The following is a 23,386-nucleotide window of genomic DNA, read 5'->3' as shown; positions in this document are numbered from 1 at the left end:
GCCTGCCGCTCACCCTGGGCATCACCGCCGTCGGCGCGCACTACCTGCTCGGCCTGGGCTGGATCGAGTCGCTGCTGATCGGTGCGATCCTGGCCCCGACCGATCCGGTGTTCGCCGCCGCGCTGGTCGGCAATGAGAAAGTGCCGCCCCGGCTGCGCCAACTCCTCAACGTGGAGTCGGGCGTCAACGACGGGCTGGCGCTGCCGTTCGTCATGCTGTTCCTGGCGATTGCCGCCGGCTCTGAGGACCTGCACCTGGACGCGCTCGGTATGGAGCTGGGACTCGGCGTGCTGATCGGCGTCGCGGTGCCGTGGGCGGCGATCAAACTGGAGCGGACTCGCTGGTTCTCCGCCTCCGGCATCGCCGCCGCTCAGGAGGTCTTTCAGCTGGTCGCGGTCACCATCGTGCTGTCGATCCTGCTGCATTCGTCCACCGACATCGTCATCGCCCGTGGCTTCGATGACGAGCGTGAGGTCCCGGCATGGTTCGGCGCCGCGCGCCGGTTGCGCGGACGGTCTCAAGGGGATTCGGCATCATGAGGCTCCGTACCAGGTCCTTCGCCTTCTCTTGACCTGGATGGCGCCGCACGGGCGCTCGACGGTTCTTCAAGGGGCAGGCGCCGCGACGGCCGGTCACGGCGCCCGCGTGATCGCCACCAGCCGGGCGCCGCGGGGGCCGGCTACGACGGCTACCAGCCCTATAGCGACGAGGTGATGCCGATGATCAAGGCCGGGGGCGGCAGGCTCACCGGCGAGGGTCAGGTCCCGTTCTTCGGCTGGTTCGCCTTGCCAGGGGCGCCGTCCTCCGGCGACACGGTCACCGTGATCACCCTGGGCGGGTTCGCGGGCACCGGCGAGCCGGAGGACAGCGTGTTCGTCGGCCGGGTCAAGGACGAGAGCAACTACGTCGGCGCCTGGTACAACGACACCCGCAAGGAGATCGGCATCGACGTGCGGGTCAACGGCGAGTTCCGCCACGCACCCAACAGCGCCGGCCTGTCGCTCGAGCCCGGAGACCGCCTCGCCCTGGTGCTGTCGGGCGGCACCACGATCACCTCGTACGCCGAGACCGGCGGCGTCTGGCGGCGCCTGACCACCGCAGACCTCGGCCTGGCGGCCACGCCGCAGGAGCAGACGCGGTGGCGCCACGGGTTCGCCCTGCGCGCCACGACCGGCACGATCGCCCTGGACGCCGCCGAGGGACACAGCGCCGCCGGGTGATCCTCGGACGTTCACCGTGGTGAACGGCATGGAGGAGTCGGCGGGCAGGTCGCGCGCCGAAGGCGAGACCCCGGCACCGACCCACCACGCCCCTGGAACCGCGCGTTCTCCCCGCCCCTGCTCAGGCTTGTAGCCGTCCGAGTCCGTCCGTGCTGCGCATGTCCTGCGTGCCGATGACGGACAGCAGTTCCAGCTGGGCGGAGCCTTCGCTGCCGGGCGGGGCGGTGAACCACAGCAGGCGCTGGCGTCCGTCCTCGCTGAAGAGACTGTGACAAGCCACCTCGATGACGCCCAGGGCGGGGTGGACGATGCGTTTGTGGTCAGTTCGCCGGAGGGCGACGTCGTGGACGTCCCAGAGGGTGGCGAACTCCTCACTGCGACGCCGGAGTACGGCGACCATCCGGGTCACCTCGGTGTCGCTTCCGCGCCGGGCGGCGACCGCCTGGAGGTCGGCGACGAAGGCCCGGGACTGGTGGGGGTGGTCCTCTGGCGGATAGAGGGTCCGGGCCTCGGGGTCGGTGAACCAGCGGTAGACGAAGCTCGCTTCAAGGCCGCGCAGCACCGGGTGTCGGCCGACGAGCACGATGGCCAACGGGTTCTGGACGAGCGTCTCGTGCAGGTCGGTGATGACCTGGGCAGGGGTGGCGGTGAGCTGGTCCAGAAGGGCCAGCAGACCGGGCTGGACATGAGCGGTGGGGCCGTGCGCCACCGGGGGGATCTGCCGGTCGGAGAGGTGGAACAAACGGTTGACGGATCACAGCGTCCCCGCCGAATATGCAGACCATTTGCTCGACTTCTTCGTCGCCAGCCGTGCCGCCGAATTCGCCACCGTCGATGCCGCCCTGGCCACCTTGCTGGGCCACGAACCCACCCCGCTGAGCACCGTCCTGCGCAAGCAACTGCCCAACACCTGATCCGGCGGTGCGCACTGCCCGTTGGCCAGCGTCGAAATGCGGCCCCTCGACGAAGCGTTGGCCCGCGGACCGGCCGTGCCCGAAGCCGTACCGACCTGCAGTCTCCCCTACCAGTTGTTCACCTTCGGTGTCGACGGCCCGGACGAGGCCGACAGCCTGCGTGGCCATCTGGCGCGATTGGTCCCCGGCCTGCGGCCGTGGGCGCACGAGGCCGCCACGCTGAACTTCCTGTTTCCGGACAAGGCACGCACAACATCGAGCCTGCGTGACAGCCTTACCTGTGGGCGGCTAGGCGGTCGAGCCACTCGCCGAGGAGATGCTGCTCTGCCTCGCTGAGCGTGGTCTGCTGGGATAGTACGGCCCGGAGTGCTCGGGCTGCGCCCGCGGGGCCCGGGTCCCGTACGGCCGGCCTGTCGGTGGTGACGGCGGTGACCATGGACTCGCGCATGGTGGTCAGCAAGGCCGGGTCGCGCCGGTCCTCGGGGAGTGACAGCCAGGTGAGCACGGCGCCGCGCGCCGTGGCGTGGATGACGGCTGCGGCGAGCGGTTCGTCGACGCGTAGCCTGCCCGCGGCGGCGAGGCGGCGAATGCGCCCGAGGAGGACCTCCATGCCGGTCTTGAACGCGGCCGAGTCCGTGCCGCGCCGGGGCTCGCCGTACATCATCGCGTAGAGCGCGGGGTTGTCGAGCCCGAATTCGACGGCGAGGTCCCAGCCCGCTCGCAGATCCTCGACGGGGTCGTCCGGCGCAGGGACGGCGTGCTTGGCCTCGAGGAACTTGGCGTAGCCGTGCTCGGCCACCGCGTCCAGTAGCCCGTCCATGTCGTCGAAGTGACGGTAGATCGCGGGGGGCTGCACCCCGGCCGCGGCCGCGACCGCTCGGGTGGTGACCGCCTCACGCCCCTCGCGCGCCAGGAGGTCGGCCGCGGCCTCGATCACCCGCTGGCGGGTCAGCTCTCGCCCGCCGACCGCCCCCTCCAGCATGGAGGCGGAGGAGGTGTCCGCCCTTGTTCTCCTAGGCATAGAGGCAATGATACGGCCAACACCGTATCGGTGTGAGTATCACTGATATCTTCGGCCAGGGCTCAGGCTTACCAGGGCAAGGGTCCCTCCGCGTCGAAGTAGCCTCCAGTGGGGCCGTCGGGGCCGACCTGCGCCATGCGGACGATGATCTCGGCTCCCTGCTCGACCGTCTGGACGCCGGTGTTCCCGTTGAGGTCCGTCTTGGTGAAACCGGGCTCCACCGCGTTGATACGCATGTTCGGGACCGCCTTCGCGTACTGCACGGTGATCATGTTGACCGCGGTCTTCGACGCCGGGTACGCGACGCCGGGGTAGGCGTGGGTCGGGGTGCCGGCGGCCGTCAGCCGGGTGAGGGAGGCCAGGCCGCTGCTGAGGTTGACCACGGCCGGGGAAGCGGCCCGCTGCAGCAGCGGCAGGAACGCGTGGATGACCCGCACCATGCCGAAGACGTTGGTCTCAAACACCTCCCGCATCATGTCGGCGGTGACGTCCGCGGCGCCGATCACGCCGTTGTCCTCGGTCCGTCCTTCGATACCGGCGTTGTTGATCAGCACGTCCAGCCCACCGTCGGCCTCGATGGTCTTGGCCGCGGCGGCGACAGAGGCGTCGTCGGTGACATCGAGCTGCACGGTCCGCGCCCCCAACTGTTCGGCGGCCAAGCGGCCGCGCTCGGGGTCCCGGCTGCCGATGTAGACGGTGTGGCCCGCGGCGACGAGACGGCGGGCGGTCTCGAAGCCGAGACCCTTGTTCGCTCCGGTGATCAGTGTTGTCGTCATGTCTCCACGGTGCGTCAGGAGCATTCGGTCAGCCAGGCGTCCGGCCTTCCTGGGACCGGCAGTACCAGGCAGGCCAGACGGTGGGCGGGCACGCTGGCAGGTATGACGACGGCAGGTGGTTTTCATGACGGCCGACCCCCGCCCTAAGCGGAGATCGATGACGTCAACGTCGGGTCACACGGTCTCGGCACGTGTCAGGTCGCTGATCGCGGCGAGACCTTCGCGTTGCAGTTCGACCAGAGCGCGGGTCTCATCGGGAGCGATCCACCGGGCGAAGGCCGTTTTGAACACTAGAACGACCAGTTCACCGGCAAGGCAAGCGGTCACATCGGCGATGCCGCGTGCGACGAGCGCGGCGGTCACGGCGTGGGAGAGCTTCGCCAGCTTGAGCAGCTCGCGCTCCCGCAACTGCTCGTTCGCCATGATGATCTCGTTTCGCACGCGGGCGAAATCCCGACCCCGCACGTCCTGCAGGGCCCGGCCCCCGGCATCGAGCGCCGCGACGAGCAGGCCGGCCAGGGACGCGTCCGCCGGCGCGTCGGCGATCGCGTCCACGAAGACCGCCTCGAGCTGCTCCTCGCCGGCGAACAACACCTCGCGCTTGTCCGCGAAATGCCGGAAGAACGTCCGCTCGGTCACCCCGGCCCGCCCGGCGATCCCGGCCACGGTCGTCGCCTCGAAGCCGTCCTCGGCGAACAGCTCCATCGCCGCCCGCTGCAGACGATCTGACGCCCCAGGTGCCCAACGTGCCATCTCTGGATCGTAACCGGAACCAGAGTGATGACATAGCCTGACATCAGCGCTATGCTGCTTGATGTCAGTCTCTGACATCAACAGTGGAAGCGAGCACACCATGCACGTCTTCATCACCGGAGCGTCCGGATTCATCGGCCGCGCCGTCGTCGCCGAGCTCATCGCCGCCGGTCACGAGGTGACCGGCCTGACCCGCTCCGAGGCATCGGCATCCGTCATCAAAGACCTCGGGGCGGACGTCCACCGCGGTGACCTCGACGACCTCGATCAGATCCGCCAGGGCGCGAACGCGGCCGACGGCGTGGTCCACCTCGCGAACAAGCACGATTGGGCCCACCCCGAGGTCTCCAACCGCGCCGAACGGGCCGCGGTCCAGACCATCAGCGACACGCTCGCGGGGTCTGATCGGCCGTTCGTGCTCGCGGCCGGCCTCGCTGTGCCCGGCCTCGGACGGCCCTTGACAGAGCGGGATCCCAATCCCGCCGTCGGCCCGGACTCACCGCGCGGCGGCGCCGAGAACCTCGCCCTGACCTACGCCGACCGTGGCGTACGCGTCATCCCTGTCCGCTTCGCGCCGACCGTCCACGGCGAGGGCGACCACGGCTTCGTCTCCATCGTCGCCCAAGCCGCCCGACGACGCGGAGCCTCCCTCTACGCAGGCGAGGGGCACAATCGCTGGCCTGCCGTCCACCGGTCCGACGCCGCACGCCTGGTCCGGCTCGGGCTCGAGAACGCCCCCGCAGGCACGATCCTGCACGCCGCCGCCGAAGAGGGCGTGCCCCTCCAGCGGATCGCCGAAGCACTCGCCGCCCGTCTCGGCGTGCCGGCGAAGTCCGCCCCGGCAGAGCAGATCGCCGACGAGATCCCGTTCATCGGCAGGTTCCTGGCCGCCGACTTCGTCGCCACGAGCAAGATCACGCGCGACTTGCTCGGCTGGCGCCCCACCGGCCCCACCCTCCTGGAGGACATCGCCGCGGGCCACTACGACCAGCCCTGAACCACCACCCCGCTTCGGAACACATTTCTCACGCACCGGAGGACGTCCACGACATGGGTAAGTACGACGGCATGAGCGCCGTGATCACGGGAGGCAGCAGCGGGTTCGGCCTGGCCACCGCGCGGCTTCTGGTCGACGGAGGCGCGCGCGTCCTGATCACCGGCCGCGACCAGGCCAGGCTGGACACCGCCCGCGAGCAGCTCGGTGACAACGCGATCGCCGTCAGCAGCGACGCGGCTTCGGCGCGCGACATCGACGCCCTGGCCGACCTGGTGAAGGCGGAGCTGGGCACCATCGACGCCCTGTTCGCCAACGCCGGCATCAACGGCTTCGCGCCATTCGAGGCGACCAGCGAGGAGCTGTACGACCAGCTGCTGACCACCAACGCCAAGGGCCCGTACTTCACAGTGCAAAAGCTGGCACCGCTGCTGGCGGACGGCGGCGCCGTGGTGATCACCACCTCGGTCGCCAACGTGAAGGGCATACCGATGCTCAGCGCGTACGCGGCGAGCAAGGCCGCGCTCCGCTCCATGACTCGCAGCCTCGCTCAGGAGCTGCTCCCACGAAACATCCGCGTCAACGCGGTCAGCCCCGGCCCCATCGACACCGGGATCTTGGAGAAATCCATGCCCAAGGAGGCCGCCGAGCAGACCAAGGCTCAGATGGCCGCCGCCAACCCCATGCTGCGCTTGGGCACACCCGACGAAGTCGCCAGAGCCATGGCGTTCCTCGCGTTCGACGCCACATACACCACTGGCGCCGAGCTTGTCGTCGACGGCGGGGGCTCGCAGCTCTGACGCCGCGCCAACGGGGCGGCACCCACTCCCGGACGAGGGTGCCGCCGCCCCTCGTCCCGCCTACGCGGTCCGAGCCGTCAGGCGTCGAAGCGGCGGCGGGCGCCCTCGATGTGACCGAAGTACTGGTAGGTCCAGCCGCAGATCAGATCGACCGTTGCTCGCAGGGCTTGGCCCGGCTCAGTGAGGGTGTACTCGACTCGCGGCGGCACGGTCGGGTGCACCTTTCGCTCGGCCAGGCCGTTGCGCTCCAGCATGCGCAGGTTCTGGGTGAGCATCTTGTGGCTGATGCCCTCGACCTCGTCCCGCAGCTCGCTGAAGCGCAGGGTGCGCTCACCGAGAGCCTCGATGATCAGCAACGCCCACTTGTTGGCGACATCCGAGAAGATCTCCCGCGCCAGGGAGTCCGCGCGCCTCAGGTCCGCTTCGTCGGACGAGCCTCTGAACTGCTTGGTCACCATCAGGTTCCCCAGTCACTGAAAGGTGCGTTCTTCCACGTCAGCGAATACTCTCTTATAGTTTCTGAGTAACTGCAAGAGAGCACGGGTGTCCTGGTCCGGCGGACGCAGGCCCACGGGCTCCCAGAGAAGGAGGCATGTGGCATGGCCATCACACTGGTGAACCCCAGCGGATTGCCCGAAATCGATGTCTACCGGCAGGTGTCGATCGCATCGGGGTCGAGACTGGTCTTCATCGCCGGGCAGGTCGCCTGGGACGCCGAGGGGATCACGGTCGGCGAAGGCGACCTCGCCGCGCAGGTCGAGCAGTGCTACCTCAACATCGCCACCGCCCTGGCCGAGGTCGGCGGTTCCTTCGACGACGTGGCGAAACTGACCGTCCACGTCGTCGACTGGACCCCCGACAAGATGCCCTCGCTCCTGGAGGGGATCTCGCGGGCTGCCGCGAAGCTGGGGGTCACTCCGGTCCCACCGGCCACGCTGCTGGGCGTTGCGGCACTGGACGTCCCCGACCATCTGGTCGAGATCGAAGCCATTGCAATCCTCGACTGAAGAGATGCTCTTGGCCACTGAGCGCCGATGTGACCAACTACCTCGCTCAGTGGCCGACCAGCGTGCTCGGTCGCCCAGCCGAGCCACGTGTCTGCCGGGTCACGACCAGGCGATCTCACCGGTTCGGTCGACGAAGCGTCCGGAGCCGGCACCAGACTTTTCGGTTGCGAGGCCGACGATCGCGTCCGTCCCTTCGGTGACGGTCTGGGGGCCGGCGTGGCCGTTGAGGTCGGTCGCCGTGTAGCCGGGATCGGCGGCATTGATGCGGATGTTTGGGAATGCTTTGGCGTATTGAGTGGTCAGCATCGTCAGGGCCGCCTTCGAGGCGGTGTAGAGCGGCGTGATGACCATAGACTCGGCCCGCGACGGGTCGTGGGTGTAGGCGAGCGAGCCCATTCCACTGCTGACATTGATGATGACCGGGTCTGATGATCGGCGCAGCAGCGGCAGGAACGCGGTAGTCGTTCGGACCACACCGGCGAGGTTGACGTCGAAGACAGCGAGGGCGTCGGCACCGGTGAGGGTGCTGGGATCTCCGAAGGGGCCGTGGATGCCGGCGTTGTTGATCAGAACATCGATCAAGCCCTCGTGCTCGGCGACATTCGCGGCCGCAGCGGTGACGGACGCGTCGTCGGTCACGTCGATGGGGACGAACCGCGCGCCGAGTGTGGCGGCGGCCTCCGCGCCCCGTTCTGGGTCGCGGGCTCCGACAAGCACGGTGTGACCAAGTTCGAGGAGGCGGCGGGCGGTCTCTCGGCCGAGCCCCTTGTTCGCTCCGGTGATGAAGATGATCGTCATGCGTTCATTGTTCGTCCACCGTGACACCCGGGCCAGGGACGCCTCAACGGTAGGAGGAGCAGTACCACCATCGACGCCACCTCTGACGACCCAGGATGCGGGAGAATGGGCATCATGACGGCGACACCCGGGGCCGGGCTAGGTGAGATGATCCGCACGTGGCGGGATCGGCTGCCCCCGTCGGCCGCGGCGCTGCCGGTAGGCCGGACACGCCGCGCGCTCGGGCTACGCCGCGAAGAGCTCGCCGAACTCGCCGGCGTGTCGGTCGACTACGTCGTGCGCCTGGAGCAGGGGCGGGCCACCACGCCCTCGGCGCAGGTGGTGGCGTCTCTGGCACGTGCCCTGCAGCTGTCCACCGCCGAGCGGGATCATCTCTACCGGCTGGCCCACCTCATCCCGCCGGCGGACGGCGCGATCTCCGACCACATCCCACCCGGCGTTCACCGTGTGCTCACCCGGCTCGGGGACGTCGCGGTCGCCGTGTTCGCGGCGGATTGGCAGCTGATCTGGTGGAACCGCAGCTGGGCTGCGCTGGTCGGCGATCCCTCCTCCTCGCCCCCGCCTCTGCGTAATTTCGCGCGCGACAGGTTCCCGGTCGATACCGGTCCCACGCGCCTCGCGCAATGGCCTGTGGCCGAACTCGACAGGGACGCCACCGACGCCGCAGTCGTGTCCGACCTGCGCCGCGCCACCGGCCGCTTCCCCAACGACCCGCGCCTGGCAAAGCTGGTCCTCATACTGAGTGCGGGCAACCAAAGGTTCGCCGAACTATGGGCGACCGGTACAGTCGCCACTCACCGCGAGGACCACAAAACGATCCAGCACCCCTCGGTGGGGCCGGTCACAGTGGACTGCGACGTGCTGACCGACGGTGACTCCGAGCTCAAGATCGTGATCATGACCGCCGTGCCCGGCAGCGCGGACGAGGACAAGCTGCGCCTCGCCGCGATCGCTGGTCCGCGCCATGGCGCCGCTGCGACCGGGCGAGCACCGGGCCGTCGGCCCTACCCGGGCGCGCGAGCCCTACCACCGTGAACGAACGCGACCGAGAGTGTGTCAGTCGGCCAGGGCGAGGCCGGCCGCCGCCTCCGCGTGCAGCCGAGCGCTCGGCAGCACCGGGATGGTGGTGTCTTTCTCACTGATCAGGAGCTCGATCTCCGTGCAGCCGAGGATGACGCCTTCGGCGCCGTCGTCTGCGAGATCGGCGATGATCTGGGCGTACGCGTCCCTGGACGATTCCCGGAGTACTCCGCGCACCAGTTCGTCGAAGATCACGCGATGGACCAGTTCCCGCTGCTCGCGCCGCGGGACGACCACGTCGAAGCCGTGGGCGGCCAGCCGATCCCGGTAGAAGGGCTGCTCCATGGTGAAGTGAGTGCCCAGCAGACCGACCTTGCGCATTCCCCTGGCGCGGACCTCGGCGCCGACGGCATCGGCGATGTGCAGCACGGGCACGCTCGCGGCCCCGGCCACGTCGTCGCTCACCCGGCTGAAGGTGTTGCTGCAGATGAGCAGGACCTCGGCGCCGAGATCCTCCAATTTCCTGCCCGCACCGGCCAGCAGCGTGCTCACCTCGTCCCAGCGGTCGGCGAAGATGAGGTCCTCGACGGTCGTGTAGTCGACCGACCAGATGAGGCTGTTGGCGGAATGGCTGCCGCCGAGTCGCTCGCGTACCCGCTGGTTGATGATCTGGTAGTAGATCACCGTCGATTCCCAGCTCAACCCGCCGATGAGACCGATAGTACGCATGGAACTCCGTTTCGCCAGCTTGTGCCGGCAGGCTAGACGAAGTGCCTGCTCATTTCGGAGACCAAAAGCTGTTCAATCGTCCGGATGCGGGCCACATGATCGTGTCGAACGACCTCGCGCTGTTCCTGCTCGACTGGGAACTCGAAGGCGCCGGCCCCGATGGCCGACACATCCACCTCAGAGGATCGGCCACCGACGTCGCCCGCCGGGGAGCGGACGGACTGTGAACTTGTCGTTTCAGAGCAGTCTCGGTCGGGGTCAGTCGGGGCGTTGACGTGCGGTGGCCGGTTGGTCCCCTCCGCGCGGTGCCGACCCGTAGAGCGCATGGTCGACCAGGCGCTCGACGATCGATTCGTCGAAGGGCACCCTGAGCACGAGTAACCGGTGATAGCAGGCGCCCCACAGCTGGTCCACGATGACGTCGAGGTCCGCGTCCTCGCGCAGCTGACCTTGCCGCTGAGCGATGCGCAGACGTTGCCGGGCGAGCTCGCGCCGGGGGAGCGCGTAACTCTCCGACCAAGCGTGGGCGAGGCTCTCGTCCATCTGGGCCGCGCCGACGAGCTCGGACACGGGCTTCTCCGCACCTTCGTCCTTCAGCCAGCGGACGAACGCGCCGAGCTGAGTGATCAGATCGGCACGCACGTCACCGGTATCGGGAAAGTCCAGCACCCGTTGGCTCTGGGCGAAGTAAGCCTCGGCCGCGAGCGCACCCGGCGACGGCCACCACTTGTAGAGGGTCGTCTTGCTCGATCCCGCTTCCATCGCCACGCGGTCGAACGTGACCGCTTGCACGCCGTCTCGCAGCAGGATGTGCCCGGCCGCCGTCAGCACCGCAGCGCGCACCTCTGCGGCCGGCCGGCGACCTCGCCCGCGTCGGTCGGCAATGCTCTCGGACATCGTCACCTCACTTATGGACTATCTGTTCATTTCCATGTATCGTCATATGTGAACAACTTGTTCATATCCTATCGGAGGCTCAGACATGGTGAACAACGCAGAGCGCGTCGCGCTCGTCACCGGCGGATCCGGCGGTATCGGCAGGGCGAGCGCGGAGCGTCTGGCCGCCGACGGCTTTGCCGTCGTCGTGCACTACGCAGGCAGCAGGGACCGCGCCGAGGACACGGCGAAAGCGGTGACCCGCGCCGGGGGCCGCGCGGTCGTCGCGGGTGCGGACGTGGCGGACGAGACGGCGATGGCTGCAGTGTTCGACGTCGCGGATCGCGAGTTCGGCGGACTCGACGTCGTCGTCCACACCGCGGGCATCATGCCGCTCGCACCTGTCGCGCAGATGGATCTCGACACCTTTGACCGCATCCAGCGCACCAACGTCCGCGGGACGTTCGTCGTCGACCAGCTTGCCGCCCAACGTCTGCGCGGCAGGGGCGCGATCATCAACTTCTCCACGTCGGTCACCCGGCTGCAGATCCCGAGCTACGGCGCGTATGCCGCGTCCAAGGGAGCCGTAGAGGCGCTGACGCTGATCCTCGCGCGCGAGCTGCGCGGCCGGGACATCACGGTCAACGCCGTCGCGCCCGGCCCCACCGCGACGCCCCTGTTCTTCGAGGGCAAGAGCCAGGAGACGATCGACCAGATCGCCTCGATGAACCCGATGGGACGGCTCGGCACCCCGGAGGACATCGCCGAGACCGTCGCCTTCCTCGCGGGGCCCGCGCGCTGGGTGAACGGCCAGGTTCTCTACGTCAACGGCGGCGCTGCCTGAGAAGGGAGCCGGACATGTCCATCGTGCTGATCACCGGCGCGTCCACCGGCATTGGACGCTCGACGGCCGAGACGCTCGCCGCGGCGGGACATACCGTCTATGCGACGATGCGCGACCCAGGGGGCCGCGACGCCGCCGCCGCGTCCGAGCTCGACGCCCTCGCTCACTCTGCTGCCCGTGACCTGCGCGTCGTCGAGCTCGACGTGACGTCGCAGGCATCGGCCGACGACGCCGTGCAGCGCATCCTCGCGGAGGCGGGCGCGGTGGACGTCGTCGTGCACAACGCCGGGCACCTGTTCATCGGGTACGTCGAGGCGTTCACCGACGACGACATCGCCCATCTGCTCGACGTCAACGCGATCGGGGCGCACCGGGTGAACCGTGCGGTGCTGCCGCACATGCGGCAGCGCCGTTCCGGGACCCTCCTCTACGTCGGCAGCACCATCCTCGTGACCACTCCGCCCTTCCTCGGCCCTTACGTGGCCTCGAAGGCGGCGTTCGACGCGCTCGCTGTGGTGACCTCCTACGAGGTGTCGCAGTTCGGCATCGAGACGTCGATCGTGATGCCCGGCGCGATCACGAAGGGCACGCAGCACTTTGCGAACGCCTCGAGAGCCACGGACCAGCGCGTGGCCGGGCAGTACTCGGAGCTCGACCCGCTCGTCGAGCGAACCCACGACGCGCACGAGCGGCTCTTCGCGCCGGGGACGACCGCCGACCCGCAGGACGTGGCCGACGAGATCCGGCGCATCCTCTCCCTCCCGGTCGGCGACATGCCGTTCCGGTCCGTGGTGGATGCCGCTCGTGCAGGGGTCGATCACGTCATGGCCTTCAGCGACCTGACGCGAGAGGCCTTCGTACGGCGCCTGGGCTTCGCCGAGACGCTGGAGCCGCCCTTCCGGCGTCGCGTACGCCGAGGGGTCGCTGTGGATCGGTGCCCTGGGCGGCCGCCGGCTCTGGCAGCTTCCCGTCGAGGGCGGCGCCGCGGTGGCCGCCCCGATCGACCACTTCGTCGGCGACTACGGCCGGATCCGCACCGTCGAGGTCGCCCCCGACGGAGCCCTGTGGCTCGTCACGTCGAACACCGACCGCGCCACCTGGGGCGGTACCGACCCGCGCCCGGGCGACGACCGGATCCTCCGCGTCGAGGTGAAGGAGCGCTGACAGATCCGTGAGTAGGGGTGCCCAACCGCGTTTCGGCCGCCTCCCGGCCGTCCGCATTCTGGACCGGCTCGATCAGGTCCTCTATCGTGCAGCCGAGAACGTCCAGCAGGGCCATCAGAATGCGCAGATTCAGCCGTTCCGGCCGCTCGGCGACCAGCCGGTAGACCTGGCTCGCGACAGCTGGAAACCCCGTTCGGCCAGGAGCGGTCGTAGGTCGGCGGTGGCGTACATGCCGCGGCTGGCCATCACGGCGCGGCGACGCCAGCGGTAGTCGAACGCCGCCGCCACGCCGTTCCCTCCGCCGAACGGACGCAGGTCCCGGTAAGCCGCGAACCGCCCCTCGATCTGCCTGAGCCCCTTGTGGCCCTGGCGCATGGCCACCTCGGCGATGCGCCAACGGTCAGGCGCCGGCCAGCGCACGGGCGCAGGCACTGAGCCCGATCTCGCTGGAGGCCTTGACGAGCACCACGTCTCCCGGTTCGAGCAGCGCGGTGGCCAGCCTGAGGGCCCCGGCCACGTCCTCGACGGTGTGGACGGCCACGCCCTGGTTCGAGGACTCCGCCGCCTCCGCCATCGCGAGCGGATCCCCTGCTCCGACCGCGATCAGCACGTCGAAGCGGAGGTTGGCCACGAGCCGGCCCATCTCCGCGTGCCGGGCGCGCGAGGCGTCCGCCTGCTGCCCCATCGCGCCGAGCACGGCGACGGTACGACGGGTGCCGGCCAGGGCCTTCACCACCCGCAGCCCGGCCCGCATGGATTCGGGGTTGGCGTTGTAGGCGTCGTTGACGATGGTGATGCCGTCAGGTCGTTCGACGATCTCCAGTCGGCCCGCGGAGCGCCGCCGTGCGGCATTCAGCCCATCGGCGATCTCGGCGACGCCCAGGCCGAGTGCGACGGCGACGGCGGCGGCGGCCAGTGCGTTGCTCACCTGGTGCTCGCCTATGAGGTCGAGCTCGACCGGGGCCCGGCCGGAGGGTGTCACCAGCTCGAACGCGGTTCGCGCGCGGTCGTCCATCCGCACGTCTTCGGCTCGCACCGCTGCCTTCGCCGACCTGCCGTACAACAGGATCTGGGCCTTGGTGCGGCCGACCATGCCCAGGACGTACGGGTCGTCGGCGTTGAGCAGTGCGAACCCGTCCGCCGCAAGTGCCTCGACCAGCTCGCCTTTGGCCTCGGCCACGTCCGCCAGCCCGCTTCCCATACGTTCTACGTGTGCGGTGCCGACATTGAGCACCAGCCCGACCTGGGGCGGCGCGAGCCCGGTCAGATACGTCAGGTCGCCCTTCCGGCCTGCACCCATCTCCAGCACCAGGTATCGGGTGGTGGCATCGGCACGCAGCACGGTGAGCGGCAGCCCGAGCTCGTTGTTGAACGACCTGTCGGTGGCGACCGTCGCCGCGTGCCGTTCGAGCACCTGGGCCAGCAGGTCCTTGGTCGTGGTCTTGCCCACGGAGCCGGTCAGGCCGATCACGGTCGGGCTGATGTGTTCGAGCAGGTGCTTGGCCAGCAGGCCGAGCGCGAGCTGGACGTCCTCGACCACCAGGGCGGGCACGCCGACGGGCCTTGAGGCCAGCACGGCGACGGCGCCGCCCGCGATGGCACCGGCCGCGTAGTCGTGACCGTCGACGTTGGCGCCGACCGTCGCGGCGAACAGGCCGCCAGGCACCACCTCGCGGGAGTCGACCGCTGAGGGCGCCGTCACCAGCACCTGCGCGTCGCGCACGTCATGCAGCCTTGCGCCGACGACCCGCGCGATCTCGTTCAGCGTCATGGGGATCACGAGCTGCTCCTGGCGAACGCGAGGTCGATGAGGCGGCGCAGCAGGTCCGGGTACGGGACACCGCTTGCGGCCCAGGCCCTGGCGTAGACGGAACGGGAGGTGAAACCGGGCATGGTGTTGATCTCCAGCACGTACAGGCGCCCCGTGTCCTCCTCATAGAGGAAGTCGACACGGGACAGGCCGTAGCCACCGATCGCCCAGAATGCGCGCACGGCCAGCTCGCGTACGTCCTCGGCCACCCGTTCCGGCAGCACGGCAGGGATGGTGGCGATCTCGGCCTGGCTGAGGTACTTGGCCTCATAGTCGAGCCAGTCGCCTGGCACGATGAGCTCGCCGGGCACCGAAGCATCCGGCGTGTCATAGCCGCCGAGCACGCCGCAGATGACCTCGCGCGCGGTCACGCCCTGCTCGACGACGACCACCCGGTCATGGGCCAGAGCCAGATCCACGCCCGCGCGCAGTTCCTCCATGGAGGTGGCACGTGTGATGCCGATGGAGGAGCCCATGTTGGCCGGTTTGACGTACATCGGCCAGTCGAGCGACTTGACCAGACCCCAGTGGTCGGTGGTGGTGCGCCACTCGTGCTCGGTGAACCACACATGTGGGGTGACGGGAATGTTCTCCGCCAGGAACGTGCGCCGCATCGCGACCTTGTCCATGGCCACGGCCGAGGCCAGGACGCCGCAGCCCACGTACGGGATACCCAGCGTCTCCAGGTGGCCCTGGACGACGCCGTCCTCACCGTACGGACCGTGCAGCACAGGGAAGACCACGTCCGCCAGATCGCGTCGCAGCTCCACCGGCCACCTGCCCTGCCTGTCGATGATGACCGCGACCGGCTCGTACAGATCCCTCGGCAGAGCATCGAGCACGGCCTGCGCCGACTGCAGCGACACCTCATGCTCGGCGGACGGCCCACCTGCCAGCACCGCCACCCGCACGCGTTCAGTCACGATCGATCAGCCTTCCTCAGTGGCACGGAGACAGCGCCGCTGGCGGCACGGTGTTCGCCGTCGCAGGACCAGCCTGTCGAGTGTCGGCTCTTCGCCTGACCAGTTCCCAGGCCATTCACTGTCCAGTTCCTGACCAAAGCGCACCCGCTGTGTGCCCACGCACAACGCGCTGACCGTCGAGGGTCCCAGGCCAGTGTCGCCGGATCGGTCATCCCTGTGCCTCGTGCGCCAGTCGCTCCCACTGCTTCCATTCCGTCAGCCGCCGCTCGTAGATGCCGGTGACGATTCCCGGCGCGGCGGCCCCGAAAAGCACCCGCAGCGGTGGTTCGTCCGCATCCACCACCTCCAGCAGGGCCCCAGCCGCCGCATCCGGGCTGCCCGGTGGTTGCGCGCTTCGGCGGGCGGCGGCGGCCTCACGTACGCCGTCGTATTCGGGCAGCGCCTGCGAACGGCGGGCTGACGCACCCGCCCAGTCGGTGGCGAAGCCGCCCGGCTCGACCAGGGTGACCTTGATGCCGAAGGCTGCTACTTCCAGTGCGAGCGACTCGCTGATCCCCTCGAGCGCCCACTTGGAGGCGTGGTACGCGCCCAGGTTCGTGAATGCGCCCACGCCGCCGATGGAGGATAGCTGCACGATGTGGCCGCTTCCCTGGGCACGCATCAGTGGCACCGCCGCCTGAGTCACCCAGACCGCCCCGAACAGATTGGCCTCAACCTGATCGCGGAGATCGTCTTCGGAGAGCTCCTCCACCATGCCGAAATGGCCGTATCCGGCGTTGTTGACGACCACGTCGAGCCGGCCGAACTCGACGTGGGCACGCCGGATCGCCTGGGTGGCGGCCGCGCGGGAGGTTACGTCGAGCTGGAGCGGGAGTAGGTCCGCTCCGTACTTCGCCGCCAGGTCGTCGAGCGTTGTGAGGTTCCGCGCGGTCGCCGCTACGCGGTCTCCGCGTTCCAGGGCGGCGGCGGTGAACGCGCGTCCGAAGCCGCGGGACGCGCCGGTGATGAACCACGTCTTGCTCATTTGCCGTCCTTCACAGAGTCCGTCAGCGTTGGGCGGACGGGCGGAGGATGATCTCGTTGACGTCGACGTCAGCGGGCTGGTTGAGGGCGTAGGCGACGGCGTTCCCGATGTCCTCGGGGCGGATCAAGGCGGATCGGTACTCTCGCATGGCCTCGGCGGCGAACGGGTCGGTGATGTGGTCGGCCAACTCGGTGTCAACGACGCCCGGTGAAATCGTGGTGACCCGGATGTTCGGCTCCGATTCCAGGCGCAGCCCTTCGGTGAGAGCCCAGGCGGCGTACTTCGTCGCGGAGTAGATCGCCGAGGTCTCCACGACCTGGTGGGCGCCGATCGAGGCGACCGTGACGAAGTGGCCGCCGCCTTGGCGGCGGAAGATCGGCAGGACGGCGGCGATCCCATTGAACAGGCCGCGGACGTTGACATCCAGCATCCGATCCCACTCCTCGACCAGGAGCGCGTCCAGCCGGGACAGGAGCATGACCCCCGCGTTGCCGACCAGCACGTCCAGCCGCCCGTAGGAGTTCACCACCTCCTCGGCCACTTCGTGGAATCGGCCACCGTCGGTGACGTCGAGCGGGCGGGCCTCGGCGGAGTGACCGTCCGCGGTCAGGTCCGCGGCGAGCGCCTTGATTCGGTCGGTTCGGCGGGCGGTGAGGATCACGTGGTGACCGGCGGTCGCGAGCGTGCGGGCAGTGGCCGCCCCGATGCCGCTGCTGGCGCCGGTCACCAAGACGACTTTCCGTTCCTGTGTCTGTGCCATGTTCCGAGACTCGGGCATACGCTTGCGTCCCGGCAGGCCGCCGTGTGCATGGGAGTCCCGCACCCACCTTTGGCCGCTCGTTCCCGCCTACCCTGGAAGCATGACCGAGCGGCCCTTGGGGGACTTCCTGCGCAGCAGACGGGCGCACGTACGCCCCGAAGACGCCGGCCTGCTCGCTGGACCACGCCGGCGCGTGACGGGCCTGCGGCGTGAAGAGGTTGCCCTGCTGGCAGGTGTCAGCGTGGACTACTACGTGCGACTGGAGCAGGGGCGGGAGCGGAATCCGTCACCACAGGTACTCGACGCGCTGGGGAGCGTACTCCGCCTCGACGACGACGCCCGCTCGCACCTCTTCCGGCTCGCCGGCCTGACCCCACGGCCTGCCCTATCCGCCCCTGAGCGGGTGGATCCCGAGCTGCTGCAACTCCTGGACGGCTGGCCGGACACCCCGGCGCTCGTGCTCGGTAGAGCGTACGACGTCTTGGCCGGGAACCGGCTCGGTTATGCGCTCTTTGAAGGGTTCCGTGGCGGGGCGAACCTGCTGGTCAAGCTGTTCCTCGACCCGGAGGCGCGATCGTTTTACGCGGACTGGGAGGCCGCCGCGGTCAACACGGTGGCCGGCTTCCGGCTGCTGCATGGGCAGGACCCGCACCATCCGCGCGTGCGAGAGGTGCTCGGTTCGATGCTGGAACACAGTCCGGAGTTCGCCGCCCTTTGGTCGCGGAACGACGCCCGCGGCAAGCGAGCCGAGGTGAAGACCTTCCGCCACCGCGACGTCGGCGAACTCACGCTGCGCATGCAGGCCTTCGACGTACGGGCCGCGCCCGGGCAGCAGCTCGTTGTCTACCACGCCGAGCCCGGCTCCGTGAGCGCGGACGCGATCGCGCTGCTCGGCACGCTCGCCGCGACCGCCGACCGGTAGCGCACCCCCTGGAGCACGGTGCGGCGACGGCGCGGCTTCGGCCTGCCCGGCACCACCGGGACGATCTGCATCACCCGGATGGAAGGCCGCAGCGTCCCGAGCTGATCAGGTGGGACAGAGGGACAGAGAGCCCCTTCAAGAATGTCTGACAGGGCTCGCCAGTGCTCAAGGTGAATGCCGTGTGGGACGGTCGCTGTGGCGAACCTCCACGGCGTACCGATAATTTCTGCACTCAACCTCCCCGAAATCCAGTCAACCTCGGCGCAGTTCGGGCGATCGGATAAAGGTGTGAGGTTCTTTGTCGCCCAGATGTTCCGCTTCGCGTGGGCCGAGGCGAAGGCGTGCGCGTTCGCGGTCGCCCTGTTTGCGGGCCTGGCGGCTTCGTCGGTCCTGCCGCTGCCGATCCCGCGCTATGACGCGCTGCTGGTCTATGCCGTGGCAGTGACGGTGATCTTCCGGGCGCTGCGGTGGGAAAGCAATCAGGAGACAGCCGTCATCGCCGGGTTCCATGTGATCGGGCTGGCCTTTGAGATGATCAAGGTACGGCTCGGGTCGTGGAGCTATCCCGAGGATGCCTATACCAAGGTCGGCGGGGTGCCGCTGTACAGCGGGTTTCTCTACGCCGCGGTGGGCAGTTACGTCTGCTCGGCCTGGCGGATCTTCTCGTTGCGCCTGGTGGCCTACCGGACCGTGCCGGTGACCCTGGTGGCGCTGGCGATCTACATCAACTTCGTCAGCCAGCACTGGTGGATCGACCTGCGGATCCCGCTGGCCCTCGTGCTCGTCCTGGTCACGTGGGGGACGGTGGTGCACTTCACCGTGGGCGAGCACCGCTACCAGATGCCGCTGGCGCTGTCGTTCATCCTCATCGGGTTCTTCTTGTGGGTGGCCGAGAACATCGCGACCTACCTCGGCGCCTGGCGGTACCCCTACCAGCGGGAGACCTGGCAGTTGGTCCACCCCGCCAAGTTCGGGGCCTGGGCGCTGCTGGTCAGCGTCACTTTCGTGATGGTCGCTTCCTGGCAGGCGAGCAGGGGACGGCTGCACCTGCCGACGACCTCCCGGGGCTGCTCCCGTGGCTGGGCGCTGCCGCTGCGCCGCGTCCCTACAGATCGGGTCGGCGGCTTGTTCTGGATGTGTGGGACTGATCACCTCCGATGTGTGGACTCCTGCACAGAGAGCCGCGCGGGATCTCCGTAATGTCCCTGCTGCCGGATCAACCGGCGCACACATCCGAGAACGGGGAGGCACCCATCATGCGTAAGACCCTTGCCGCCGTCACGCTCGCCGGCTCCATGGCCGTCACCGCGCTCGCGCTGACCCCCGCGGCCCAGGCCGCCACCCACAGCGCCAGCACCACCACGGTCAGCTGGGGCAAGTTCTTCTCCAGCGACCACAAGGCCTACACCTTCGGCAAGACGTTCAACCACGGCGGCGCCGTGCACACCACCTGGTACGGCGTCGACAAGGTCGGCGGGAAGAAGGGCTGGGTGTGGTTCGAGTACTACAAGAACGGCTCCTGGCACCGCTTCAACCACTCCTGGGACGGCAAGGCCACCGGCAGCTGGAAGGGCCACGGGATCAAGAAGATCTACACCTTCACCTGCTGGGCCGGCAAGTTCGACAACTGCGGCAAGAAGTACCGCATCTACTGATGCTGCCCGGTGCCGCGTTAGCGCCGTCGGTTCTGGCGTACGCGCGGGATGGATCGTCGTCTTCTCAGGCGATCCGGCGGCTGTCAGAGTTGCCCATGGCAGATGAGCCCGACGACTTACCAGGCCTCCGTCCCACGCATCGCCCGCGATCGCTTCCCATGTGGATCAATCTGGTAGTGATCGGCTTTGGCCGGCTTGTCACCGTCAGCTACACACGCAGGCAGTTCGAGGGAAGGGGCCCGTCCGACTTCGAGTGGTTGTTCGGCTGGGACATGGGCTCACGGCGGTGTGCGGGGCAACTCGTCGTCATCCTGGGGTGGTCGCGAGCGAGCCGACGGCCAGCAGCAGGAACAGGGTCGGGTAGGGCAGGTGGGAGTACCAGCGGGCGCGTGCGACCATGACGACGGCGCCGATGAAGTACAGGACGAGGCCGGCGGCCGCCGCGACCCCGATCGCGCGGACGGCAAGGCCGGCCAGCACACCGAGCGCACCCACCGCCTTGGCCACGCCCAAGGCATAGATCCAGGAGTGCGGCACTCCGTACTTGGACATGTTGCCGAGAATCCATTTGACGCGAAGAAAGTCGGCAATGGCCGCCGCGATATTGCTCACGCCCGTCGCGACGACCACGACGACATAGGTGGTGAACACCCGGAGTCCTCCTTCCTCCTGGACTCGTGTTCAAGTCTGGTCGGAGGAGTGACTGAGCGTCTAATACCTGCATCTATAACCGGATGGAATGGAACCGCGGGCGCCTATTCCAAGGGGAGCAGACCGCGTTGGAAGGCGACGGCGACTGCCGCCGCGCGGTCATTGACGCCGAGTTTGGCGTAAATGTGCAGCACGTGTGTCTTGACCGTGGCCTCGCTGATGAACAGGCGGGCGGCCGCCTCGCGGTTGGTGGTGCCCTGGGCGATCAGGTTGAGGACCTCCAGCTCCCGCGCGCTCAGCGGGTCGACCGGGGTGCGGACCTGGCCGAGCAGACGGGTGGCGACCGACGGGGCGAGCGCGGCCTCGCCGCGTGCCGCCGCCGCCACGGCGCGCACGAGCTCGTCGCGCAGGGCGTCCTTGAGCAGGTAGCCCGTGGCGCCGGCCTCGATCGCGGGCAGCACGTCACTGTCGGTGTCGTACGTCGTCAAGACCAGCACGCGGGCCCTGAGGCCCAGCCTGGCCAGCTCCCTGATGGCGGTCACCCCGTCCATCCTCGGCATACGCAGGTCCATGAGGATGACGTCGGGGTCCAGCGCCCGGGCGAGCTCGACTGCTTGGGCTCCGTCGCCGGCCTCGGCCAGCACCTCGAAGCCGGGGTCGCCGGTGAACATGCCGCGCAGGCCGTCACGGACGATGGGGTGATCGTCGGCGATCAGCAGCCGGATGGGGGCCTCAGGCACTCTGGGTCTCCTCGAACGTCTCCTCGAACGTCTCCTTGGAGCGCTCCCCTGAGGGCTCCGAGGAGGGCTCCTTCAGTATGGCGGGGACCGCAGCGGAGATCGCCGTGCCCGCGCCCGGCTCGGATTCGATCTCGAAGCGGCCGGCCAGGCGGGTGACCCGCTTATGCATCGACGCCAGGCCGAAGCCGCCACCGTCCAGCGCCCGGGCCAGGTCGAAGCCAACGCCGTCGTCGCGTACGTCCAGGGTGATCACGTCCTCCATGTACGACAAGGTGACCCCGGCACGAGAAGCTCGGGCGTGCTTGGCGATGTTGGCGAGGGCCTCCTGCGTGATGCGGAGCAGGGTCGCCTCCACCTCCGGATGAAGGGCGCGGACCGTACCGGTCGTGGTCACCGCCGCACGTACGCCGTTCAACTCCGACCATCCGGCGGCGATCTCCGCGAGGGCGTCGGGCAGCGGCGTCGTCTCCAGCGGCCCGGGTCCTACGGCATGCACGGACCGGCGGGCCTCGGCGAGGCTCTCGCGGGCCAGCCGGGTCGCGTTGTCGATGTGCCGCCGCCACGCGGAGGGCTCGGCCTCGGCGCGCACGGCCGCCTGGAGCTGGGTGATGATGCCGGTCAGTCCCTGGGCGAGGGTGTCGTGGATCTCCCCCGCCATGCGCCGGCGCTCGTCCAGCACGCCTGCCTCACGGGCCTGGACGAGGAGCTGGGCGTGCAGGCCGGCGTTCTCCCGCATCGTCTCCTCCAGCTGCGCCACCATCCTCTTGCGCTCGGCGCTGCGCTCGGCCGTGACCTCGCCGACGAAGCTGAACAGGCTGACCACGGCCACGATCGCGGCGGTGAAGAACACGTGGGTGAGGATCCCTGCCGGGGTGGGCTCGGGCAGCCCGCCGGTGTAGGCCGTGATGCTGATCGCGGCCGTGGCCGCCACCCCGGCGAACCTCCACTTCCCGTTCAGCAGGTGCCAGGAGTGGAGGTAGCCGGTGAAGGAGAAGAAGCCGGCGAACCAGATTCCACGCGTGCACAACACTGCGATCAGGATGATCAGGCCGGCGACGTACACGGCCGGGTGGCGGGCCACCATAAGCCGGATCCAGGCCGCGGCGAGCGCGGCCAGGCCGAGCGTGATCAGATGGTACGTCCACGTACGGTCGTCGGTGAGCCAGGCGAGCACCGTGGAGATCGCCAGCAGCAGGTAGGGGACGGCAGCCATGAGGCGCTCGAGGAGCCGCTCCCATCGGTCCAGGCGTGTGTCCGCCACCCTCGACACCCCTCATTCCCAGCGGAAGAACTTGGCTGCGGCGAGGCTGACGAGCACCGCGTACGCGGCCATGACACCCAGCAGCAGGAGGTCAGGCGACACACCCGCCCAGACGTCCTGAAGAGTCCGCCGAAAAGCGCCCAAGGGGGTGAATTCACCGATACGGGCCAGGATAACGGGCATCTGACCGACGGGCTGGATCAAACCGGCCAGGTACGCCATCGGGAAGTACAGCATCACGCCCACCCCGTTGGCGCTGCGCCCGTTCGCCGCCAGAGCCGCGATCAGCAGGCCGATGGCGAACATCGCGGCCGTGCCCAGCAGGAAGACGACGGCGAACGGCACCGCCTGGGTGGGCACGTGCGCGCTCAGGACAGTGCCCGCGACGGCGAGCAGCAGGGCGCAGGCGGTCAATGCGAGGACGAACTGGAGGATGAGCTGCACCCCCAGCATGCTCCCCGGGCGTACCGGAGTGGTGGAGAGGCGGCGCAGGATGCCCCGTTCCCGGTACGTGGCCAGGGTGGTCGGCACCTGGTAAAGGCCCACGAGGCCCACGGCGATCGCCAGGGTCATCGGCAGGAGCACCGTGTCTCCCGGCGCGATCGAGCTGCCGAAGACGATCAGGATGAACAGCGGGATGAGGATCGTGAAGATCGAGCCGGGCTCGCGTGCCAGCAGCTTGAGCTCGACGGTGGTGAGCTTGGCGATGACGGTCATGTCGGGA

At 68.9% G+C, this 23,386-nt stretch carries 31 protein-coding genes; 13 read left to right on the top strand and 18 right to left on the bottom strand.

Annotated elements, in window-relative coordinates; genetic code table 11:
* Positions 1-2: 2 nt before the first annotated feature.
* Both ACTWPT_RS36040 and ACTWPT_RS36035 read left to right on the top strand, forming a co-directional pair.
* The gene (locus tag ACTWPT_RS36040) at positions 3-539 is read left to right on the top strand and encodes a cation:proton antiporter domain-containing protein (RefSeq protein ID WP_443182022.1); all 537 of its coding nucleotides are present in this window, start codon (positions 3-5) and stop codon (positions 537-539) included.
* A 180-nt stretch (positions 540-719) separates the two neighbouring features.
* Positions 720-1,220, top strand: a complete 501-nt coding sequence (locus ACTWPT_RS36035) for a hypothetical protein (RefSeq protein ID WP_443181985.1) — start codon at positions 720-722, stop codon at positions 1,218-1,220.
* Positions 1,221-1,341: 121 nt separating this feature from the next.
* Here the strand turns inward: ACTWPT_RS36035 and ACTWPT_RS36030 are convergent, their stop codons facing one another.
* Positions 1,342-1,962, bottom strand: a complete 621-nt coding sequence (locus ACTWPT_RS36030; protein WP_443181984.1) for an MmyB family transcriptional regulator — start codon at positions 1,960-1,962, stop codon at positions 1,342-1,344.
* A 4-nt stretch (positions 1,963-1,966) separates the two neighbouring features.
* Here ACTWPT_RS36030 and ACTWPT_RS36025 point away from each other — a divergent pair, with 4 nt between their 5' ends.
* Positions 1,967-2,134 (top strand): hypothetical protein, encoded by a 168-nt coding sequence (locus ACTWPT_RS36025; protein WP_443181983.1) that lies wholly within the window; start codon positions 1,967-1,969, stop codon positions 2,132-2,134.
* Between the two features lie 274 nt (positions 2,135-2,408).
* Here the strand turns inward: ACTWPT_RS36025 and ACTWPT_RS36020 are convergent, their stop codons facing one another.
* The 3 genes from ACTWPT_RS36020 to ACTWPT_RS36010 all read right to left on the bottom strand — a co-directional run bounded on the left by ACTWPT_RS36020 (position 2,409) and on the right by ACTWPT_RS36010 (position 4,684).
* On the bottom strand, positions 2,409-3,155 hold the full coding sequence (locus ACTWPT_RS36020; RefSeq protein WP_443181982.1) for a TetR/AcrR family transcriptional regulator: 747 nt from the start codon (positions 3,153-3,155) through the stop codon (positions 2,409-2,411).
* Positions 3,156-3,223: 68 nt separating this feature from the next.
* Complete coding sequence (locus ACTWPT_RS36015; RefSeq protein WP_443181981.1) at positions 3,224-3,931, bottom strand: SDR family NAD(P)-dependent oxidoreductase; 708 nt, start codon at positions 3,929-3,931, stop codon at positions 3,224-3,226.
* A 174-nt stretch (positions 3,932-4,105) separates the two neighbouring features.
* The gene (locus ACTWPT_RS36010) at positions 4,106-4,684 is read right to left on the bottom strand and encodes a helix-turn-helix domain-containing protein (protein ID WP_443181980.1); all 579 of its coding nucleotides are present in this window, start codon (positions 4,682-4,684) and stop codon (positions 4,106-4,108) included.
* Positions 4,685-4,745: 61 nt separating this feature from the next.
* Between ACTWPT_RS36010 and ACTWPT_RS36005 the strand changes: the two genes are divergently transcribed.
* Both ACTWPT_RS36005 and ACTWPT_RS36000 read left to right on the top strand, forming a co-directional pair.
* Entirely contained in the window at positions 4,746-5,681 is a 936-nt protein-coding gene (locus tag ACTWPT_RS36005) for an SDR family oxidoreductase (RefSeq protein WP_443181979.1), read from the top strand.
* Positions 5,682-5,734: 53 nt separating this feature from the next.
* Entirely contained in the window at positions 5,735-6,478 is a 744-nt protein-coding gene (locus tag ACTWPT_RS36000) for an SDR family oxidoreductase (protein ID WP_443181978.1), read from the top strand.
* A gap of 77 nt (positions 6,479-6,555) precedes the next feature.
* Here the strand turns inward: ACTWPT_RS36000 and ACTWPT_RS35995 are convergent, their stop codons facing one another.
* Positions 6,556-6,936 carry a winged helix-turn-helix transcriptional regulator gene (locus tag ACTWPT_RS35995; RefSeq protein ID WP_443181977.1) on the bottom strand — a complete coding sequence of 127 codons (381 nt, stop codon included), beginning with the start codon at positions 6,934-6,936 and terminating at the stop codon, positions 6,556-6,558.
* Positions 6,937-7,077: 141 nt separating this feature from the next.
* Between ACTWPT_RS35995 and ACTWPT_RS35990 the strand changes: the two genes are divergently transcribed.
* Positions 7,078-7,485, top strand: coding sequence for a RidA family protein (locus ACTWPT_RS35990; protein ID WP_443181976.1), 408 nt, complete (start codon positions 7,078-7,080; stop codon positions 7,483-7,485).
* Positions 7,486-7,584: 99 nt separating this feature from the next.
* On the opposite strand, the gene ACTWPT_RS35985 is transcribed toward ACTWPT_RS35990, so the two are convergent.
* Positions 7,585-8,283 (bottom strand): SDR family NAD(P)-dependent oxidoreductase, encoded by a 699-nt coding sequence (locus ACTWPT_RS35985; protein WP_443181975.1) that lies wholly within the window; start codon positions 8,281-8,283, stop codon positions 7,585-7,587.
* 114 nt (positions 8,284-8,397) lie between these two features.
* Between ACTWPT_RS35985 and ACTWPT_RS35980 the strand changes: the two genes are divergently transcribed.
* Positions 8,398-9,318 carry a helix-turn-helix transcriptional regulator gene (locus ACTWPT_RS35980; protein WP_443181974.1) on the top strand — a complete coding sequence of 307 codons (921 nt, stop codon included), beginning with the start codon at positions 8,398-8,400 and terminating at the stop codon, positions 9,316-9,318.
* A 21-nt stretch (positions 9,319-9,339) separates the two neighbouring features.
* Here the strand turns inward: ACTWPT_RS35980 and ACTWPT_RS35975 are convergent, their stop codons facing one another.
* Positions 9,340-10,032 (bottom strand): aspartate/glutamate racemase family protein, encoded by a 693-nt coding sequence (locus ACTWPT_RS35975; protein WP_443181973.1) that lies wholly within the window; start codon positions 10,030-10,032, stop codon positions 9,340-9,342.
* Positions 10,033-10,127: 95 nt separating this feature from the next.
* On the opposite strand from ACTWPT_RS35975, the gene ACTWPT_RS35970 reads away from it, so the two are divergent.
* Entirely contained in the window at positions 10,128-10,259 is a 132-nt protein-coding gene (locus tag ACTWPT_RS35970) for a hypothetical protein (protein ID WP_443181972.1), read from the top strand.
* Between the two features lie 31 nt (positions 10,260-10,290).
* Here ACTWPT_RS35970 and ACTWPT_RS35965 read toward each other — a convergent pair whose 3' ends face one another.
* Positions 10,291-10,863, bottom strand: a complete 573-nt coding sequence (locus ACTWPT_RS35965; RefSeq protein WP_443181971.1) for a TetR-like C-terminal domain-containing protein — start codon at positions 10,861-10,863, stop codon at positions 10,291-10,293.
* Between the two features lie 151 nt (positions 10,864-11,014).
* Here ACTWPT_RS35965 and ACTWPT_RS35960 point away from each other — a divergent pair, with 151 nt between their 5' ends.
* Both ACTWPT_RS35960 and ACTWPT_RS35955 read left to right on the top strand, forming a co-directional pair.
* On the top strand, positions 11,015-11,752 hold the full coding sequence (locus ACTWPT_RS35960) for an SDR family oxidoreductase (protein WP_443181970.1): 738 nt from the start codon (positions 11,015-11,017) through the stop codon (positions 11,750-11,752).
* Positions 11,753-11,766: 14 nt separating this feature from the next.
* Complete coding sequence (locus tag ACTWPT_RS35955) at positions 11,767-12,927, top strand: SDR family oxidoreductase (protein ID WP_443181969.1); 1,161 nt, start codon at positions 11,767-11,769, stop codon at positions 12,925-12,927.
* Here ACTWPT_RS35955 and ACTWPT_RS35950 read toward each other — a convergent pair.
* The 6 genes from ACTWPT_RS35950 to ACTWPT_RS35925 all read right to left on the bottom strand — a co-directional run bounded on the left by ACTWPT_RS35950 (position 12,825) and on the right by ACTWPT_RS35925 (position 17,433).
* The gene (locus ACTWPT_RS35950) at positions 12,825-13,037 is read right to left on the bottom strand and encodes a hypothetical protein (protein ID WP_443182021.1); all 213 of its coding nucleotides are present in this window, start codon (positions 13,035-13,037) and stop codon (positions 12,825-12,827) included. The two genes, ACTWPT_RS35955 and ACTWPT_RS35950, sit on opposite strands and share 103 nt — an antisense overlap.
* Positions 13,038-13,045: 8 nt before the next feature.
* Positions 13,046-13,291 carry a hypothetical protein gene (locus tag ACTWPT_RS35945; protein ID WP_443182024.1) on the bottom strand — a complete coding sequence of 82 codons (246 nt, stop codon included), beginning with the start codon at positions 13,289-13,291 and terminating at the stop codon, positions 13,046-13,048.
* A 25-nt stretch (positions 13,292-13,316) separates the two neighbouring features.
* Positions 13,317-14,687 carry a UDP-N-acetylmuramoyl-tripeptide--D-alanyl-D-alanine ligase gene (locus ACTWPT_RS35940; RefSeq protein ID WP_443182020.1) on the bottom strand — a complete coding sequence of 457 codons (1,371 nt, stop codon included), beginning with the start codon at positions 14,685-14,687 and terminating at the stop codon, positions 13,317-13,319.
* Between the two features lie 5 nt (positions 14,688-14,692).
* Complete coding sequence (locus tag ACTWPT_RS35935; RefSeq protein ID WP_443181968.1) at positions 14,693-15,649, bottom strand: D-alanine--D-alanine ligase family protein; 957 nt, start codon at positions 15,647-15,649, stop codon at positions 14,693-14,695.
* A gap of 208 nt (positions 15,650-15,857) precedes the next feature.
* Positions 15,858-16,673, bottom strand: a complete 816-nt coding sequence (locus ACTWPT_RS35930) for an SDR family NAD(P)-dependent oxidoreductase (protein ID WP_443181967.1) — start codon at positions 16,671-16,673, stop codon at positions 15,858-15,860.
* A 22-nt stretch (positions 16,674-16,695) separates the two neighbouring features.
* Positions 16,696-17,433 (bottom strand): SDR family oxidoreductase, encoded by a 738-nt coding sequence (locus tag ACTWPT_RS35925; RefSeq protein ID WP_443181966.1) that lies wholly within the window; start codon positions 17,431-17,433, stop codon positions 16,696-16,698.
* Positions 17,434-17,533: 100 nt separating this feature from the next.
* On the opposite strand from ACTWPT_RS35925, the gene ACTWPT_RS35920 reads away from it, so the two are divergent.
* The 3 genes from ACTWPT_RS35920 to ACTWPT_RS35910 all read left to right on the top strand — a co-directional run bounded on the left by ACTWPT_RS35920 (position 17,534) and on the right by ACTWPT_RS35910 (position 20,010).
* Entirely contained in the window at positions 17,534-18,355 is an 822-nt protein-coding gene (locus tag ACTWPT_RS35920) for a helix-turn-helix transcriptional regulator (protein WP_443181965.1), read from the top strand.
* Positions 18,356-18,643: 288 nt separating this feature from the next.
* A complete protein-coding gene (locus tag ACTWPT_RS35915) occupies positions 18,644-19,555 on the top strand; it encodes a DUF817 domain-containing protein (protein ID WP_443181964.1) in 912 nt (303 codons plus the stop codon).
* Positions 19,556-19,611: 56 nt separating this feature from the next.
* Positions 19,612-20,010, top strand: coding sequence for a hypothetical protein (locus ACTWPT_RS35910; RefSeq protein ID WP_443181307.1), 399 nt, complete (start codon positions 19,612-19,614; stop codon positions 20,008-20,010).
* A gap of 306 nt (positions 20,011-20,316) precedes the next feature.
* Here ACTWPT_RS35910 and ACTWPT_RS35905 read toward each other — a convergent pair whose 3' ends face one another.
* The 4 genes from ACTWPT_RS35905 to ACTWPT_RS35890 form a co-directional block, all read right to left on the bottom strand.
* Entirely contained in the window at positions 20,317-20,661 is a 345-nt protein-coding gene (locus ACTWPT_RS35905) for a DoxX family protein (RefSeq protein WP_443181963.1), read from the bottom strand.
* A gap of 104 nt (positions 20,662-20,765) precedes the next feature.
* Positions 20,766-21,401 carry a response regulator gene (locus tag ACTWPT_RS35900; protein ID WP_443181962.1) on the bottom strand — a complete coding sequence of 212 codons (636 nt, stop codon included), beginning with the start codon at positions 21,399-21,401 and terminating at the stop codon, positions 20,766-20,768.
* Positions 21,394-22,662 carry a sensor histidine kinase gene (locus ACTWPT_RS35895; RefSeq protein WP_443181961.1) on the bottom strand — a complete coding sequence of 423 codons (1,269 nt, stop codon included), beginning with the start codon at positions 22,660-22,662 and terminating at the stop codon, positions 21,394-21,396. The genes ACTWPT_RS35900 and ACTWPT_RS35895 overlap by 8 nt, the downstream gene beginning before the upstream one ends.
* 12 nt (positions 22,663-22,674) lie before the next feature.
* Positions 22,675-23,379, bottom strand: a complete 705-nt coding sequence (locus ACTWPT_RS35890) for an ABC transporter permease (RefSeq protein WP_443181960.1) — start codon at positions 23,377-23,379, stop codon at positions 22,675-22,677.
* Positions 23,380-23,386: the final 7 nt, after the last annotated feature.

It is taken from the genome of Nonomuraea sp. 3N208, from assembly GCF_052245935.1.
Lineage (GTDB): Bacteria > Actinomycetota > Actinomycetes > Streptosporangiales > Streptosporangiaceae > Nonomuraea.
The sequence above is the reverse complement of the archived record's forward strand: the minus strand, read 5'-3'. Positions and strand labels throughout refer to the sequence as shown.

Excerpts from the sequence above, each read along its gene's own strand:
- ACTWPT_RS36035 (WP_443181985.1), top strand. The coding sequence starts at position 720 with ATGATCAAGGCCGGGGGCGGCAGGCTCACCGGCGAGGGTCAGGTCCCG.
- ACTWPT_RS35990 (WP_443181976.1), top strand. The coding sequence starts at position 7,078 with ATGGCCATCACACTGGTGAACCCCAGCGGATTGCCCGAAATCGATGTC.
- ACTWPT_RS35920 (WP_443181965.1), top strand. The coding sequence starts at position 17,534 with ATGACCGAGCGGCCCTTGGGGGACTTCCTGCGCAGCAGACGGGCGCAC.
- ACTWPT_RS36000 (WP_443181978.1), top strand. The coding sequence starts at position 5,735 with ATGGGTAAGTACGACGGCATGAGCGCCGTGATCACGGGAGGCAGCAGC.
- ACTWPT_RS35995 (WP_443181977.1), bottom strand. The coding sequence starts at position 6,936 with ATGGTGACCAAGCAGTTCAGAGGCTCGTCCGACGAAGCGGACCTGAGG.
- ACTWPT_RS35980 (WP_443181974.1), top strand. The coding sequence starts at position 8,398 with ATGACGGCGACACCCGGGGCCGGGCTAGGTGAGATGATCCGCACGTGG.
- ACTWPT_RS36005 (WP_443181979.1), top strand. The coding sequence starts at position 4,746 with ATGTCAGTCTCTGACATCAACAGTGGAAGCGAGCACACCATGCACGTC.
- ACTWPT_RS35940 (WP_443182020.1), bottom strand. The coding sequence starts at position 14,687 with ATGACGCTGAACGAGATCGCGCGGGTCGTCGGCGCAAGGCTGCATGAC.
- ACTWPT_RS35955 (WP_443181969.1), top strand. The coding sequence starts at position 11,767 with ATGTCCATCGTGCTGATCACCGGCGCGTCCACCGGCATTGGACGCTCG.
- ACTWPT_RS36010 (WP_443181980.1), bottom strand. The coding sequence starts at position 4,684 with ATGGCACGTTGGGCACCTGGGGCGTCAGATCGTCTGCAGCGGGCGGCG.
- ACTWPT_RS35930 (WP_443181967.1), bottom strand. The coding sequence starts at position 16,673 with ATGAGCAAGACGTGGTTCATCACCGGCGCGTCCCGCGGCTTCGGACGC.
- ACTWPT_RS35910 (WP_443181307.1), top strand. The coding sequence starts at position 19,612 with ATGCGTAAGACCCTTGCCGCCGTCACGCTCGCCGGCTCCATGGCCGTC.
- ACTWPT_RS35975 (WP_443181973.1), bottom strand. The coding sequence starts at position 10,032 with ATGCGTACTATCGGTCTCATCGGCGGGTTGAGCTGGGAATCGACGGTG.
- ACTWPT_RS35960 (WP_443181970.1), top strand. The coding sequence starts at position 11,015 with ATGGTGAACAACGCAGAGCGCGTCGCGCTCGTCACCGGCGGATCCGGC.
- ACTWPT_RS35945 (WP_443182024.1), bottom strand. The coding sequence starts at position 13,291 with ATGCGCCAGGGCCACAAGGGGCTCAGGCAGATCGAGGGGCGGTTCGCG.
- ACTWPT_RS35985 (WP_443181975.1), bottom strand. The coding sequence starts at position 8,283 with ATGACGATCATCTTCATCACCGGAGCGAACAAGGGGCTCGGCCGAGAG.
- ACTWPT_RS35890 (WP_443181960.1), bottom strand. The coding sequence starts at position 23,379 with ATGACCGTCATCGCCAAGCTCACCACCGTCGAGCTCAAGCTGCTGGCA.
- ACTWPT_RS36015 (WP_443181981.1), bottom strand. The coding sequence starts at position 3,931 with ATGACGACAACACTGATCACCGGAGCGAACAAGGGTCTCGGCTTCGAG.
- ACTWPT_RS35970 (WP_443181972.1), top strand. The coding sequence starts at position 10,128 with ATGATCGTGTCGAACGACCTCGCGCTGTTCCTGCTCGACTGGGAACTC.
- ACTWPT_RS36020 (WP_443181982.1), bottom strand. The coding sequence starts at position 3,155 with ATGCCTAGGAGAACAAGGGCGGACACCTCCTCCGCCTCCATGCTGGAG.
- ACTWPT_RS35925 (WP_443181966.1), bottom strand. The coding sequence starts at position 17,433 with ATGGCACAGACACAGGAACGGAAAGTCGTCTTGGTGACCGGCGCCAGC.